The sequence below is a fragment of the Massilia sp. R2A-15 genome (genome assembly GCF_030704305.1).
Taxonomy (GTDB): domain Bacteria; phylum Pseudomonadota; class Gammaproteobacteria; order Burkholderiales; family Burkholderiaceae_D; genus JAFCUW01.
Genome location: NZ_CP131935.1, coordinates 1,797,748 through 1,812,324 on the forward strand (window position 1 = coordinate 1,797,748; position 14,577 = coordinate 1,812,324).

Here is a 14,577-nt window from a genome sequence, read left to right on the forward strand (position 1 = left end):
GTTATTTTCCTTCGCGAAGGTCGCGGATTACGCCGCGAACGGTGGTGCCGGCCACCGGTGGCACGCCGTCCGGATCGAATGCCTCATTCCAGATACCCACGGCCGACGCGCCCAGGCGCAGCACGAAGCGTCGGCCCATCCGCTGCACGGCGAACAGGCTGCTGTCGCCCGCATCGATGTGGAAGTTCACGCGAGACTCCTCTCCCTGGGGTGACAGCGCGAAGATGGTGGGCACCTCGCGGTTGGCGGGGAATCGGAAGTAGGTGAACCTGCCGTCGTCGAATACCAGCGTTGGCGCGATGTCGCTGCTGCCCGGGGCAAGCTGCATCGTGTAGCGCCAGTTGCGCGGGGCGGGCCTGGCGGGCGTGTTCGCTGTGGTCCTCAAGGGCAAGCGCTCGGCCGCTGTGGCCAGCCGCGCGAGCACGGTGGTCGCCACCGCTTTGATGTCGGGTTCGGGGTAGGTGAACATCACCCTGAACATCGGCACGCTCTGGGCGGAGGCCACGCGCTTTGATTTGGCGGCGCGGGTGGGGCCGGCGTCAGGCAGCACGCGCAACTGAAAGCTGTAGTCCCGCAAGTCCGTTTTCAGCTCGAGATTGTTGTGGGTGGCGCCTTCCTTCGGCTTGACCAGTACCTGGTTGGTCCCGGGATCGGCGTGGATGCACCATTCGAGGTCCGGCTTGGTGCAGTCCGACGGGAAGCCCGTCGCCGTGCCGTCCTTGCCGATTTTTTCATCCGCGCCAAGAACGATGCGCGTGACGGTGCCGCGCTGGACCGGCACGACCGTGACGTCGTCCCTGCTGTACCGAACGTAGCTGATGCGCGGGTCCGCGCGCGTAGACGCCGGGATGATCGCAGCGCCGGCAGGCAGGTTTGCCATCGAGACGGCCAGTAGCAGGACGCTTTTTTGCAGTGTTCTCATGATGCGGGACTCTTTTGCGATGGTGCGCCGATGGGAGCGATTTCGGCGTCGACCCGGTAGCTGGTCACCCGGTACCCAAGCGGGTTGGCGATCAGGTCCTTTTCCTTGCCGGCCATGGTGGGCTTGTATTCGTAGCCGATGGTGGCGACGAAGTATTGCGGCGCGTCGTTCGATTCGGCTTCGACCCGCCTGGTCGATTTTGCGAAGCGGATTACCGCCTGGCTGCCGGCGCCGTTGGCGGACAGCTGGACGCTGAGGATCGTCACGCGCATCTCGACGCTTGCGCCGTATTTCGCGTCGCGGGCGTACGCACCTTCGTACAGGCGCGCGAAGTCTCGCGCGACCGGCTCATTGCTCATGCCGAGCACGGTGTCGTAGTCGGACTGGAGCAGCTTGTAGTTGTACGACTCGCGCGCCACGATGTAGCGTTGCGCCCAGTGCTTGTCGAGCAATTCCTGGTAGCCGGCGATGCGGCGGTCGTCGATGGCACCCACGAATTCCACGTTGCCGGTCGCTTTCTCCATCGCGAACAGGTACGGGACGTTGCGCCGGAAGGGCGCCAGAGTAGCGATCCCGACTAGCGCAATCACCGCCAGCAGCGAGGCCGCGCCGGCCACCCGCCAGGCGCGCTGTTCGGATTTCTCACGGCGCGCTTCGCGGTCGGCTTCCCATCCGAGCGCGTCGGCGAAATACGCCTGTTCGCCCGAAGGAGGGACGCGAACGGCTTCAGCCTTGTGGGCGGTTTTGGACATGTCGTTCATCTTGCGACGTAGGGTTGGTACACGAAGGTATCGCTGCCGTCGCCACGGCGCGACAACCGCAACAGCTCGCGTTCCTTGAGGGCTTGCTGGTTTGCGCGGTCGGCCGAATCCGCCATCGCGTTGAGAACCACGAGGCGGTTTGCATCATTGGTCACCTGTGCGGATTCGGCGACCAGGCGCGCGGTCAGTTCTGCAATTGACTTTGGATCGGTAGTTGCGTTGATTTGTCCGCGCAGTCCCTCGATCTGGTTCATGCGCTGATTCAGGTGGACCATCGCGTTTTGTTGTAGCGCGCCGACCTGGGCACTGTTGTTCAGGAAGGCCTGGCAAGTGGTCCGGTCCACACCCGTGCGGTCTTGGCAGTCGTAGATCATCGATGCATTGCGGATGCCGGCGGCTTGGGAAGTCAACGCGCCGGCGCCGTGCGCACGTACGTCATCGAGCACTTGCACGACATCGGCCGGGACAGTAGCGCGCAGCTGAGGGTTATTCAGGATGTTCCCCAGCCCGCGCGAGCCTGTCAGTGCCGCATGCTGGTCCTCCATCTGCTTGAGCTGCGCCTTCATCTGCGCGAACTGCTGACGCCAGGCTTCAACCTGTTTAATGGCCTGCGCCAAAGCGGTCGCATCAAACACGGGCATCGCCGACGCTCGCGAGGCGCTCGCCAGCATGGCAGCGATTGTGAGTGCGCCAATGGCGCGCTGGATTCTCGTTTTCATGGGGTCTCCTATGCGGCTTTGCGAAGCCGTTCAATGGTGTTGCGCTGAAAGAGCGGAGCGCGAGGGGGCGGGGGCGGTCCCGCCGTACTGTTTCCGCCTCCGGGGAAAATGGCGCCACCGGCAGGCTTGCCGGGAGGCGCCGGTTTTGCCTTTGCTGGCCTGTTCATCAGGTCGAGTAGTGCCCGGCCCACGGTGCGGCCGATGCCGGCGATCGACACGCCTCCCGATAAGGCCGCGGCGATCTGCGGCAGGTTGAACATCACGACGCCAAGGGCGCCGCAGCACAGGAGCAGGGAGGTCGTGGCGGAAATTACGTTGGCTGTGTCAGGAGTGGCCGAGATATGGGCGGCGTACTGGCTGACGAAACTGGTCAACATGACGATGCTGGTTGCAACGAGCACCTTGAGCACGACGCAATTGAGTACCTGTCCAATCCAGCTTTCGGTGTACTTTTCCGTGGCCGGCCACATCGCGCACAGGACGAACGCCGGGCCGATCGCCAGCACGATGGCGAGGGCAACTTTCGCGAGCAAATAGAAGCCGAGGCCGAGGCTGAAGATAAAACATTCTGCGATCGCCACCGCGGCGGCTGCGGCCATTAGGCCAAAATTGGGCCAGAATCCGACCACCGCCTGATTCCACAGCTGTACGCCCAGTTCATCGAATGGCTTGGCGAAATCGTCGATCAGTGCTCCGACCGACGATAAGCCGGACATCGACTCGATAAGCGCAGATTCGAGCGCCGCGGTCCCTTCGAGCACATTGGTCTGGTAGGCGCCGGCCGAAAGAGCAATCCCGGCAATGAGTGCCATGCGAAACGATTTCCAGACAACGGTCTGCACCGGGTCGCCCGCATCGCCGCGCATGATGGTGAACGCGATGACGATCAGGTGGATCGTGGCGCCGGTCAGGGCGATCGGCGCCAGCGCCGCGCACAGCGCCGCGCTTTTGCTTGACACAGCGGTGTCGAGAAGTCCGTCGATCGCGGCTTCAACTTCTTGGGCGATCCCCATGATTATTTTCCTGCTGGTTTAGGTGCGGTTGGAAAGCCTCGGGGATCTGGCTTGTAGTGGAACGTGTCCGCCCCGTTCCTTGCAGGCGGCTTGTCCACTTCCTTTTTCGGTGGTGGCGGTGTCGACCCGGCCGGCGGCTGGTACTTGAAGGTGTCCGAACCATCGCCGGTTCGGCGCGCGAGCTCCCGGTCCCGGTCGGTGCAGCCGGAGAACAGGGCCATCAACATCATGGTGGCGAGCAGGGTGGGGCGGTTCGGTACCATGGGGCTCCTTTAGTGACGCATGAGGGTGCGACGTGCGGCGATGCGCTTGTGTAGTTCCGGCTCCCACACCGCCGGGTCGTCGCCCAGTTCGGCGCGGATCGCGTCGAGCAGTTCGACGTTGTCCAGCGAGCCGGACAGGATGTTGAGGACGTCGGGCATCGCTCCGAGGTCGAATTTCACGATGGCCGAACGGTGCCCCTGCTTGACCAGGAACAGGCGGCTGTCTTCGCCGAGGTTGCGGATGATCTCGAACTCCTGTTCGGTGACCTTGAATCCCTCGACGTAGTCGTCATGGTCGGCCGAAGGGTTGGGGAGAAAAATCTTCGTCACGGATTGCTCGACCATCGTCTTGCCGATGGCGTGGCGCAGCACGTCGGACGGCGACTGAGTGATGAAGACGCCCAGGCCGCTCTGCTTGCGGATGGTCTTCTGCTTGTTCATCGCAAAGTCGGCAAAGTACGGGTCGGAGAGCGGCTTCCAGAATTCTTCCATCCAGTAGATGAAGGGATTGCCGTCGATGAGCGATTCGGTCACGTGCAGCAGGTAGGCCATCATCGGCGTGCGGATCTCGGGATCGTCGAGAAACTCGGTGTAGTCGTAGCCGTGAATCCGGATCGTTGGGTCGCTGAAATCCTGGGTGTCGCGCGGATTGTCGAAGGCCCAGCCGTGCTGGTGGTTGCCGATCCACTTGACCAGGCGGTCGCGCACGCTGTTGCCACCCTGGACGACCTTCAGGTTCTGCCACACCGACGCCAGCCGGCGCAGTTCGATATGGACGTTCTCGCTCATGACGGTGCGCACGGCGGCGCTGATTTCGGCGTCTTCGGCCGCTATCTGGTTGGGCGCGGCGGGACCGGCCAGCAGTCGAACGAACCTTTCGCAGAAGCCGATGTGGTGTTCGGTGGGCGCCAGCTGGAAGGGATTGAATCCGGTCGGCTCGCCGCGCTTCAGGGCGTTGTACTTGCCGCCGAGACGGCGGATCGCGATCTCGGCGCCGCGGTCCTTGTCGAAGAACACGCCGCGCAGGCCCGGGTACTTCAGGGCGAACAGCATCAGCCCCAGCACGAGCGTGGTCTTGCCGGTACCGATCTGGCCGATGACGGCGGTGTTGCCCGGCTTTTTCTCGTCGGTGGCGTCGTGGTCGTCGGCCGATACGTGGTGATTGAAATAGAAGGGCTGGCCGCTGGGCGTTTGCAGCAAGGCCAACGCCTCGCCCCATGGGTTGCCGTTGCGTTTGCCGCGGGCGAAGTTGTGCAGGGGGCTCAGGGCGGCGAAATTGCGGCTGGTGATCGAGGCCTCGCGCGGGCGCATCGTCCAGTTGCCGGGGAGCTGGGCGAACCAGGCGCATTCGGGAATGGCGTCGATGACGGCCGTTCGGAACCCGGGCCCGTCCTGCAGCGCGGTCCTGGCCTCGGAGATGTTGCGCGCCACTGCCGTCGGCGAATCGCCGAAGACCGCCAGGGTGTAGTGGTATTCGCCCATCTCCAGCAGTCCGCTGCCCACCGCGTTCATGGCCTCGTCAATCTGTGCGATTTCCATCGCCGACGCGTCTTCGGAGGACGTCAGTTGCCCCTGTTGGCGCTGCAGCGCCGCCTTCGCATCGCGCCTGTTCAGGATGGAGAAACTCTGGGTCTCGATGTACTCGTAGTCGCCATACAGGATCGCATTGTTCATTCCCGGTTCGGAGAACTTCGGATAATCCTGGAAGTCGAGGAAGCCGGCGAACTTGTGGGCGAGCGGGTGCCAGATTTCGAGCATCCCATTGCGGTCGCCAAAAAGCAGGCGCGACGTTGGCAGATAATCCGACAGGCTGGCGCGGCGCAGCGGCACGTCCTCCCAGACGCCGTTGGTCAGAAATCCCAGGAAGGCGGCGGCTTCGGAAAACGTGACATCGCCGCGCTGGAACGTGGCCAGGCGCTCCGGCGCATAGCGTTTCAGGCTGGTGTTCAGTTGCTTGGCGAGGTCGTCGAAGGCGTCCAGTTCCTCCGCCTCGCGATCGGCCACTTCAGCCGCGCTGCGGGTGAGGAGTCGCTTGAGCAGGCGTCCGCCGGCGCCGGGCCGCGGCCGGTAAATCAGGGTCAGGTACAGCTCGGTGACCATCTGCGGATGCAGCAGCTGGCCGCCGTCGGCAGCACGCGCATCGAAGCCTGCATAGTAGCGATCGCTGAAGGCCTGGGCGAAGGCGTTGTCGAAGCGCGCCGGCAGGCGCTCGCGCACCCTGCGGCGCACCTTGTGCGACCACAGCGCGTGCTGGCCGCCGCCCAGAGACTGCAGGCACTGGTGCAGCGCGTCGTGCCGTTCCTGGATGGCCGACTGGTCGGCGGTCTCAAAACAGATCCCCTCCAGCCGCCAGGTGGCGCAATAGTCGCCGTTGTGGCGCAGCTTGATGACGTCGTGACGGATCGGGGTGCCGAAGGGAAGATAGTCGGCGCTGGCAATCTGTGCCGCGGCGCGCTGGCGCGGATGCATCGCGGTGTGCATCATGCCTCCTTGCGGCGCTTGTAGCGCAGCGGCGAGTAGGAGATCGCCGACCACTGCCGCACGCCTGCCCGCTGGCGCCAGCGCATTTTCGCACGCATCATCAGCTGGTGCAGGCGCTGGTCATCCCTGCGCGTCACGGCGCGCATCGCGATCATGATCGGGATGTACAGCGTCAGCATGAACAGCGCAGCGTAGGCGCTGGCGAGGTAGCACAGCCAGCCGCCGGCGATCAGGAACGCGCCGGTCACGAGCAGGCCCGGCACCATGGGCACGCCGCCGAACGTGGCCGGGCGCGTGCATCCGCGGAAGATCGGATCGCGAAAAGTGGACATGGCTTAGTTGATCAGCCACGCTGCGATGCCGGGCGCGCCGCCCGCTAGGATGCCGCCGATGACGATATTGCTGATCTCCGACCACTTGGCATGTTGGAAGGCCATCTTATACGCCGCCCACAGGATCGCAATTGTGAAAACCGTGACTGCGATGCCTATAAGGAGGTTCTGGACGTTGGTCATCACCGTGTCGACCTTGGTGATCTGCGCGAAGGCAGGCGCGCTGGTGAGGGCGCTTACCGCAGCAATAAGGCGAAGAAGGGCGGCCTTCCTGGATTTTGCGTGCTGCGATGCTGATGGCTGGAATTGCATGGTCTGGCGCTCCATAACAAAAAAATGAACTGGATGAGGTTGCTCCACGTACTCGTATGTTGGTGGTTTTGCAATGGCGACAGCATTGACTATATGGCAAACAAAAAGCCAAAACAATGGTTTTGGCGGCTCAAATCGCAGACATTGGATATGGCTCAAAAGCCCGTGGTTGAGGGCGTTCTACGGAATTGAGCGGCGCCGATTGGTGCGGAGGTGCGGCGCGGTGCCGCGTGGTTCGCCGGCGTCCGAACCAGGCTGTTCAGTTGCGGCGCGAGCAACGTTGGACCGTTGAGCTTGATGTGGTGTGCGTGCCACGGCTGAGTGTTGAGGGGCGACGATTTTTTGCACATAGCCGTCGCGAAAACCCGTCGTGAAATTGCCCGACTCGTAGCAGCTGAACGCGGCGCGCAAGGCGGCCTGGGGCTGATCCTGCGAGTTCGCGCGGCGGAAGCAATCGGTCAGGATTGCGGCGCCAGCCGCCAGATTCGGACAAGCCAGCAGCGCCGATGCCGGTGTCAGGCCATGCGTGCTGAAGTTGTACCGGTTGATTTGCGCGAGGCCGACGCTGTAGTTGTAGCCCTTGGCGTGCAGCCAGATGATGGTGGCGAGCGCCTCCTGATAGGTGCGGGGCTGGCGCTGCAGGCGGGCGCCCACGACACCGATCGCGTAGGGATTGAAGGAGGATTCGACTTCGACCAGCCGGCGCATCGTGGAAGCGTGCACCGCCGGCGCGCAGCTTTGCAGCATCGCGTCGAAGTCGATGGGGACGTTCATGTAAGGCACTCTCCGTTTTTTTTCGAGCTGGCGGCGTGGGTCGCTGTTCCGCCTTCAACGGTGTTGAACCGGCGCCGCGGCAGGATCGATACGGAGTATCGTGCGAAGCGCGGGTAGCTTGTTGTGGGGAGCATGCGCGCAAGGTAGCAGCGATCTGCATCAGGGTGCTTGAGCTTGCGCCAAAGTGGTCCGTTCAGCGAAGCGGGCATGCCGGCTTCAGGTTGCGTTCGATGTGATTCGCCCCTTGAGGCTGACGCTGTACACATCGGGCGTGCCTGGTCGGTCTTGGCGTGCGGGTCGTGCGTGGGCTCGGTGTCGCATTCGATGGACCGCAGGATAGTGCGTGTACCGCCTCAGTGCAGGACCAGGGTGAAATATCTGGCGTTGAACATTCTGCGACCTGCGGCGGCGGCGGCCTCGATGTGCTTGAAGTGACGCGGCGCCGCAGGGTTGCGCCGGGTGGACAGGTAGATCCGGTGTCGCGGAGACTTGAGCTTGACGCTCAGGACGTAGGTCGATTCGCCGACGCGGGTGATCCGCATCTCTTCCAGGCCGCCGGCATCGACGGTGGGGATCAATTCTTCTTCGCGTGCACACCGCATGTTGGCCATGACTGCACCATGCTCCTCTGGCTCGCCTGTCATGGCTCGCCCATATGTTGCGATAGTTTCAGTATTGCCTTCGGGTTCTCGCGGCGATTGATGCATAACAGACAAGGTGGCGATCCTCGACAACGCATCGTTCAGGCATGGCAAAGTGCGGGACGCTGGGCCCCGCTCCGATTCTCTTTGTGTTTGCTGTCGCGGGAGTGGACGCACGTGGATGGATGGACCAAACGAGGTGAAAGAACGATGAAGACGATGGCATTGGCGAATCAGAAGGGCGGGGTGGGCAAGAGCTTCGTCGCTACGCAGTTGGCGTTCTTTCTGGCCGAGCGCGGCAAGCGCGTGCTGCACCTCGATCTGGATCACCAGCGCAATTCGTCGGTACCCTTGATCAAGAGCGGCCTGGCGCGCCTGGCCGGATGTGCCGCGAGCGATGTTCTGCAAGGACCGGTCACGGCGTTAATCGATTTTCCGTTCGTGGTGGTGAGCGGGGATGTCCGTTTGAGTGGACTGGAAAGGCAGCCGGAACATCACAATTCGTATGTGGCCAACCTGCGGGGCTTTCTGGATGCGGTCGGCGCGCAGTTCGACGTCTGCGTGATCGACACCAACCCGAATCCGGACATCCGGTATGCGGCAGCGCTGATCTGCGCCGATTGCGTGCTGTCGCCGGTGCAGTTGAACCAGGAGGCGCTCGATGGCATCGGTTCGCTGCTGCGCCATCCGCGGTACGGCGTGCACAAGGTGCGGGACTTGATGAATCCGAAGCTGGATCTGATCGGGCTGTTGCCGAACATGGTCGAGGCGACGCCGTTTCAGCGCGCGAATCTGACGCAGTTACTGCAGGCGCATCCGCAGCTGTTGATTTCTTTGCCTGGCGAGCTCTTGCGCTATGCCTTCATTCAGACCCGGACGGCGATCGCGGAAGCGCAGGCGGCCGGCGTGCCGCTGTGGCAGCTGCGCCATGCTTCGGTCAGCGGACAGGGCAAGGTCGGGGCCGGGAGCTTGCGTACGGCCGCGCGCGAGGCGTGGCGCGAGGTGCGGCCGGTGTTCGAGGAGATTGAGCGGCGTATTTTTAAGGAGGCTTGACGATGGCGCTGGACCTGTCGATGCTCGATGAATATTATGCGCCGCGTGGTGACGCTGGTGGCATCGCGGCGCGCGCTCCCTTGTCGCTGTTCCAGGAAGATCCCGACAATCCGCGCTTCGAGGACGATGCGGAGGAATTCCAGCTGCTGGTCGCCGACGTCCTTGCGCACGGCATCCTGCAGCCGATCGTGGTGCGGCGGGTGGAAGGCGGGCGGCTGCGGATCCGGTTCGGGGCGCGCCGCTATCGGGCTGCAGTGACTGCCGGCCTGGCGGATGCGCCCTACATCGTCACTGAGGATCCACGCCAGTTCGACGATTATTCCCAGGTGGCCGAGAACCAGCGGCGCGCGCCGATGCAGCCGCTCGAGCTGGCCTTGTTTGCGGCGAAGAAGATCGCCTCCGGCGAGCAGAAGATCGCGGTCGCTGCACGCTTGGGGATGCGACCGAGTGCGCTCAGTCATCTGCTGTGCCTCACGGGTGCGGCGCCGCCGTTTCTGCTGGAGCTGTATCACGCGCGCAAGTGCCGCACGCCCTTGTACCTGTATCGCTTGCTGCGCCTGTGGCGGCGCGATGCGCCGATGGTGGAGGCGGCATGTGCGGCGGCCACGGAGATTGGGGCGGCGCTGATCGAGCGGCTCGAGTCGGAGTGGAACGGACGGCGCGAGGTGGCAACGGCGGACGGTCTGCCTGCAGGCGGCGCGGCAGGCGGTGCGGATGCGGGGGCGGCGCGGGTCCCCGGCGGGCTCGCGCCTGTTGGGGCGCCGCAGCCTGGGCCCGACACTGCACGCGGCGTTTTGCGCGGCTTGGCGGCACGCAGGGATAACCGGGTCAGGCGGCCGCTGTTGATCGTGACCTGGAAGGGGCGGGAGGCGGTGATGCGGCTTCGGGTGCGGCCTTCGACCGAGGCGTTGATCTGGGTGCAGTGGTGTGACGATCAGCGCGAGGCGGAAGTGCCTTGTGCAGAGATCTTGGTGAGTCGGCTGGTCGATGCGGCGAAGTAGTAGCGGTTCGTCGGTTGGACTGGCGAGGCCCTGCGGGCCCGTCCTCCTTGCGGGTCGCTGCGCTCCGTCCTGCGGACCAGGCCTGCGACCTGCCTTCAGTCCTCCTCTCGCAACGGCAACGTCAACGGCACGCTCGGCGCTTCGCACCCAGCTGCAGGCCACCCCGGCGCAGCGCTTCGCGCACCGCCAAGGCACGCTCGGCGCTTTGCGCCCAGCTGCAGGCCACCCCGGCGCAGCGCTTCGCGCACCGCCACGGCACGCTCGGCGCTTTGCGCCCAGCTACAGGCCACCCCGGCGCAGCGCTGCGCGCACCGCCACGGCACGCTCGGCGCTTCGCGCCCAGCTGCAGGCCACCCCGGCGCAGCGTTTCGCGCACCGCCACGGCACGCTCGGCGCTTCGCGCCCATCTGCAGGCCACCCCGGCGCAGCGCTTCGCGCACCGCGCACCGCCCACTTGCTGGCAGACTGAGGTGAGTCGCGCCGGATGCCGTCAGGGCGGCGCCAGTTACCTCGTGGCACGGCCCTCGAGCCGCCGTTTGCACTGTGAAGCGCGCGCGCCTCGGCACCAATCCAAAGGCGGCAGCGCGGGCCGCACCGCCCGTTGCGCCAATCTTCCCCCAAGCCAGAATGCGGCCGGGAGTGTGCGCTGGACGCAACTCACCGCGGAGGTTCATTTTTTGTGAAACGCCCCCTTGAAGCCGTTTTTGTCAATCCCCATTTTCGGATTCGAGCCGGCTGGTCTTGGTCTCCTGCCGGTGCAACTTTTGAATCGGAGGACATACCATGTACGACTCGATCTTGAATCACCCCAACAGCTTGTTCGGCCAGTTCGAGCGACTGCGCCGTGAACTCGATGATGCGTTTGGCGTCTCTGGTTTCCCGACCAGCATCCGCTCCGTCGCCTCCGGAACGGTGCCCGCAGTCAATGTCGGCCGCACGCCTTCCAGCATGGAAATTTATGCGTTCGCCCCCGGCCTGGACGCCTCGAAAACCGAAGTGACGCTTGAGCGTGGCGTTTTGCGCATTTCCGGTGAACGCGTAGCAGGCATCCCTGCGAATGATCCGAAGGTTCAGGTGTACGCTCGCGAACGCGGCTCAGGAAGCTTCGCGCGCGCCATCTCCTTGCCCGATGACATCGATCCGTCGCAGGTCAATGCCACTTACCGCGACGGCGTGTTGCATGTAAGCATCGCCCGTCACGAATCGGCCCAACCAAAGCGCATCACCGTGCAGTAACTCATCGAACATACAAGGAGAATTCATCATGAACGACAACACTCAAGTGACCCGTCAAGGCGCCGATCAGGAGCCACAACGGGCTGTGCAACCAGTGGTTGACGTGTTCGAGGACGCTGTCGGCATTACGTTGCTCGCTGACATGCCCGGCGTGCCGAGGGACCAACTGGAGATAAAGATCGAGGGCGATACCCTGCTGATCGAGGGTGGCGTGCAGCAGCTCACGCCAGATGGGTTGGAGGCGGTGTACGCCGAAGTCCGCGTGCCGCGATACCGCCGCAGCTTCACCTTGAGCCGCGAACTCGACACGGCGCACATCGAAGCCAACCTGAAAGACGGCGTGCTCAGCCTGCGCATTCCCAAGCAGGCGCAGGCACAGCCTCGGCGAATCCCCGTATCGGCGGGTTGACCTTGGGCCGAAGGTTAGGGAGGAACCACCATGACGAAGCTTGCAGAGCAATTCAAGCAAGGCGCGGACCACGCGTGGCAATCCTTGGCTGAGGGCTGGCGTGAGCTTAGCGCCCGCGCCGGCGGCGCTCTGACGCGCTTCTGGGCAGCGCCGGGCGCGGGGGCGCAATCGGGTACGCCGTCCCCGCGCGAAGAAGGCCGGTTGCCGTTTGGCGGATGGGCCTTCATGGCATCGGACGTGTTCGATGACGACGAAAAGGTGATCGTCCGCATCGAAGCACCCGGAATGCGCCGTGAAGACTTCAACATCGAATTGGACGGCGACACTCTCACCGTGTGGGGTGAGAAACGGTCTGATCGAGAGATCGGACGTGGCCACTACAGTGTCGTGCAATGTGCTTATGGCAGCTTCCGACGCGATGTGGCATTACCTGCGCGCGTTAGGGCTGAAGAAGCCAGGGCCAACTACCGCGACGGGGTGCTGCGCATCGAGCTTCCCAAAGCGGAAGCGGCCCGCGCTGTTCATATTGCTGTAAGGACAGCCTGAGCATCAGAGGTGCTGCGCCGGTCGGCCAAAGCCGGGCGGCCCACGTCATCGGATGAAGGATGTTTCAGGCTTGGAGCTACATTACTGGGCTCATGTCGCCGGCGGACGCTGGCCGACATGAATCTAATGAATCGAAAGGAGACATCACTATGAAGCCATTCATGCTGACCTATCCAAACGAGGTAATCGGTTCATCGAATGGAGGTGATCGTAAATATTCACAGCGCTCAAATGCGCTGAAGGGGCTGGCGGCAGCACTGCTGAGCGTCGGTCTGGTAACGGCGGCCCCGCTGCTTGCCGCAGAATCGTCCACCCCGAGCAAGCTGCAGATGCAGGCAGGGGCCAGCAAGGCGGTTCAATCCCAGGTTGACAAGCAGACTGCGGCCGCCGCCGCCGAGAAGCGCAAGCAGCTGCTGACCGATGCTGCGGCAGCAATCGCCCAGACGCAGCAGGCACTCAAGGCACTTGAGGACAAGAAGAATGATGTGGCGCTCAAAGCGCTTGCGGACGCCACCGGCAAGCTGGAGCTCATTGTCGCTCGCGATCCTTCTCTCAGGCTCGCGCCCATTGCCACCGAGGTAGTGACGTTCGACGTGTTTGCCGAACCGGAGACGCTCAAACTTGCAATTGCCGACGCCAAAAGGGCACTTTCAAACGGTGATATTCCCAGAGCGCGGCCCCTGGTGGAAGCGCTTGCTAGCGAGACTCAGATTCGAACCACGAACATTCCGCTGGCGACCTACCCCTCGGCGATTAAGGGCATTACGCCGCTGATCGACGCGGGGAAAATCGAGGAGGCCAAGACGCAGCTGGAAATGGCCCTCAGTACCTTGGTAGTCACCACCGAGGTGATCCCGCTGCCGAAGTTGCGTGCCGAAAACCTCCTGAAGGATGCGCAGGCTCTGGCGGAGAAAAAGGACCGCAGTAAAGACGATAACGAAAAGCTGGCGAACCAACTCAAGAGCGTGCGCGCCCAATTGCAGATGGCTGAGATGCTCGGCTATGGGAAGAAGAGCGACTTCCAGCCGATGTACGCCCAACTGGAATCCATCGAGAAAGCCTCCGCGGCCGGCAAAAGCGGATCCGGCTGGTTTGCCAAAATTCGAAAGCAAGTCGCTGAGGCCTTCTAATCGATTGCACGGTGAACGCGGCCACCGTATGGCTCCTTGGGAACCTCCGGTGGCCTGGCCGGCGCCCGGCGCCGTTTTAAGCGCCGGCGGCATTGAGACTGCGATGCGCTCAGAAAGGTGCAATGTGGACGCCCGTCCTTTCAGGCGAGGGCCTGCTGGGGCATCGCGCCATGTTATCTGGAAAAGAATAAGATGCATCAGAACGAATTTGTTGGCACCACAACGCTGCTTTACGCACTTGCCAATCCGATCGGCGTAATCCCGATTTTTCTGAGCCTGACTCACGGCATGGCGGCACGCACACGGCGCAAGACCATTGTGATTGCCAGCCTGGCGGTAGCGGCTTTCTTGTCGGCTTCGGCGCTGTTTGGTCGTGACATCCTGGCATTCTTCTATGTCGGGCTCGACGATTTCCGCATTGCCGGCGGACTGTTCGCACTTTTCATCGCGTTTGAAATGTTCCAGGCGCACTACGGTGGCTTTATGCAAACTTCGGAAGAGCGTCGCGAAGCCAGGTCCGACCACCGGGCCATCGCCGTTACGCCTCTTGCGTTCCCGCTGCTGGTCGGCCCGGCGGAGATTGGCGTGATGATCACCTTGGCGAACGACATAGGAGACTGGCAGGCGAAGGCAGCTCTGGTCGGCTCGGCGGTTTCGACTGCCGCTCTCGTTGGCGTAACCTTGTGTCTGGCCTTGCCGATCAACCGATTGCTCGGCAGGACCGGAATCAATGTAGCAACGCGGGTGATGGCGCTGTTCGTGGCGGCCATCGGAATCCACTTCATTATGACTGGACTTCGCAGTCAGTTGCCTGGCCTCGCATCCTGAGCTTCTATGAAGTTGGAAGCGAGTCGAAACGCCGAAAGTGGTATTTACCTTTAAGGACGCAACAATACTTGCAGCCGCCGATTGTTGTCGGAGAAAGGAGTTGATCATGAATTCAGGGCGCGCTACTTCCCAATCGGAAAAAGCGAAATACAAACG

General features: G+C 63.1%; 17 protein-coding genes. 7 read left to right on the forward strand and 10 right to left on the reverse strand.

Going from position 1 to position 14,577, the window contains the following annotated elements; genetic code table 11:
* Position 1: 1 nt before the first annotated feature.
* From Q4S45_RS08160 to Q4S45_RS08205, 10 genes are all read right to left on the reverse strand, one after another.
* Complete coding sequence (locus tag Q4S45_RS08160) at positions 2-922, reverse strand: TrbG/VirB9 family P-type conjugative transfer protein (RefSeq protein ID WP_305510816.1); 921 nt, start codon at positions 920-922, stop codon at positions 2-4.
* Positions 919-1,674, reverse strand: coding sequence for a virB8 family protein (locus Q4S45_RS08165; RefSeq protein WP_305510818.1), 756 nt, complete (start codon positions 1,672-1,674; stop codon positions 919-921). The genes Q4S45_RS08160 and Q4S45_RS08165 overlap by 4 nt, the downstream gene beginning before the upstream one ends.
* A 5-nt stretch (positions 1,675-1,679) precedes the next feature.
* Positions 1,680-2,402, reverse strand: a complete 723-nt coding sequence (virB5, locus tag Q4S45_RS08170) for a P-type DNA transfer protein VirB5 (RefSeq protein ID WP_305510820.1) — start codon at positions 2,400-2,402, stop codon at positions 1,680-1,682.
* An 8-nt stretch (positions 2,403-2,410) separates the two neighbouring features.
* Positions 2,411-3,415: a type IV secretion system protein gene (locus tag Q4S45_RS08175; RefSeq protein WP_305510822.1), complete on the reverse strand. Its 1,005-nt coding sequence runs from the start codon at positions 3,413-3,415 to the stop codon at positions 2,411-2,413.
* 2 nt (positions 3,416-3,417) lie between these two features.
* Positions 3,418-3,678, reverse strand: a complete 261-nt coding sequence (locus Q4S45_RS08180) for a hypothetical protein (RefSeq protein WP_305510824.1) — start codon at positions 3,676-3,678, stop codon at positions 3,418-3,420.
* A gap of 9 nt (positions 3,679-3,687) precedes the next feature.
* Entirely contained in the window at positions 3,688-6,162 is a 2,475-nt protein-coding gene (locus tag Q4S45_RS08185; protein WP_305510826.1) for a VirB4 family type IV secretion/conjugal transfer ATPase, read from the reverse strand.
* On the reverse strand, positions 6,159-6,491 hold the full coding sequence (locus tag Q4S45_RS08190; protein WP_305510828.1) for a type IV secretion system protein VirB3: 333 nt from the start codon (positions 6,489-6,491) through the stop codon (positions 6,159-6,161). Before Q4S45_RS08190 ends, Q4S45_RS08185 begins: the two co-directional genes overlap by 4 nt.
* A gap of 3 nt (positions 6,492-6,494) precedes the next feature.
* Entirely contained in the window at positions 6,495-6,803 is a 309-nt protein-coding gene (locus Q4S45_RS08195; protein WP_305510829.1) for a TrbC/VirB2 family protein, read from the reverse strand.
* Positions 6,804-6,983: 180 nt separating this feature from the next.
* Complete coding sequence (locus Q4S45_RS08200; RefSeq protein WP_305510831.1) at positions 6,984-7,577, reverse strand: lytic transglycosylase domain-containing protein; 594 nt, start codon at positions 7,575-7,577, stop codon at positions 6,984-6,986.
* A 353-nt stretch (positions 7,578-7,930) separates the two neighbouring features.
* Positions 7,931-8,188 carry a hypothetical protein gene (locus Q4S45_RS08205; RefSeq protein WP_305510833.1) on the reverse strand — a complete coding sequence of 86 codons (258 nt, stop codon included), beginning with the start codon at positions 8,186-8,188 and terminating at the stop codon, positions 7,931-7,933.
* A gap of 240 nt (positions 8,189-8,428) precedes the next feature.
* Here Q4S45_RS08205 and Q4S45_RS08210 point away from each other — a divergent pair, with 240 nt between their 5' ends.
* The 7 genes from Q4S45_RS08210 (at position 8,429) to Q4S45_RS08240 (ending at position 14,421) form a co-directional block, all read left to right on the forward strand.
* On the forward strand, positions 8,429-9,271 hold the full coding sequence (locus Q4S45_RS08210; RefSeq protein WP_305510835.1) for a ParA family protein: 843 nt from the start codon (positions 8,429-8,431) through the stop codon (positions 9,269-9,271).
* A gap of 2 nt (positions 9,272-9,273) precedes the next feature.
* Complete coding sequence (locus Q4S45_RS08215) at positions 9,274-10,272, forward strand: ParB/RepB/Spo0J family partition protein (protein ID WP_305510837.1); 999 nt, start codon at positions 9,274-9,276, stop codon at positions 10,270-10,272.
* A gap of 783 nt (positions 10,273-11,055) precedes the next feature.
* Positions 11,056-11,508, forward strand: a complete 453-nt coding sequence (locus Q4S45_RS08220; protein ID WP_305510839.1) for an Hsp20/alpha crystallin family protein — start codon at positions 11,056-11,058, stop codon at positions 11,506-11,508.
* A gap of 28 nt (positions 11,509-11,536) precedes the next feature.
* Positions 11,537-11,917, forward strand: coding sequence for an Hsp20/alpha crystallin family protein (locus tag Q4S45_RS08225; protein ID WP_305510841.1), 381 nt, complete (start codon positions 11,537-11,539; stop codon positions 11,915-11,917).
* A 30-nt stretch (positions 11,918-11,947) separates the two neighbouring features.
* Entirely contained in the window at positions 11,948-12,463 is a 516-nt protein-coding gene (locus Q4S45_RS08230; RefSeq protein WP_305510843.1) for an Hsp20/alpha crystallin family protein, read from the forward strand.
* 149 nt (positions 12,464-12,612) lie between these two features.
* Positions 12,613-13,593 (forward strand): YfdX family protein, encoded by a 981-nt coding sequence (locus Q4S45_RS08235; protein WP_305510845.1) that lies wholly within the window; start codon positions 12,613-12,615, stop codon positions 13,591-13,593.
* A 192-nt stretch (positions 13,594-13,785) separates the two neighbouring features.
* A complete protein-coding gene (locus Q4S45_RS08240; RefSeq protein ID WP_305510847.1) occupies positions 13,786-14,421 on the forward strand; it encodes a MarC family protein in 636 nt (211 codons plus the stop codon).
* Positions 14,422-14,577: the final 156 nt, after the last annotated feature.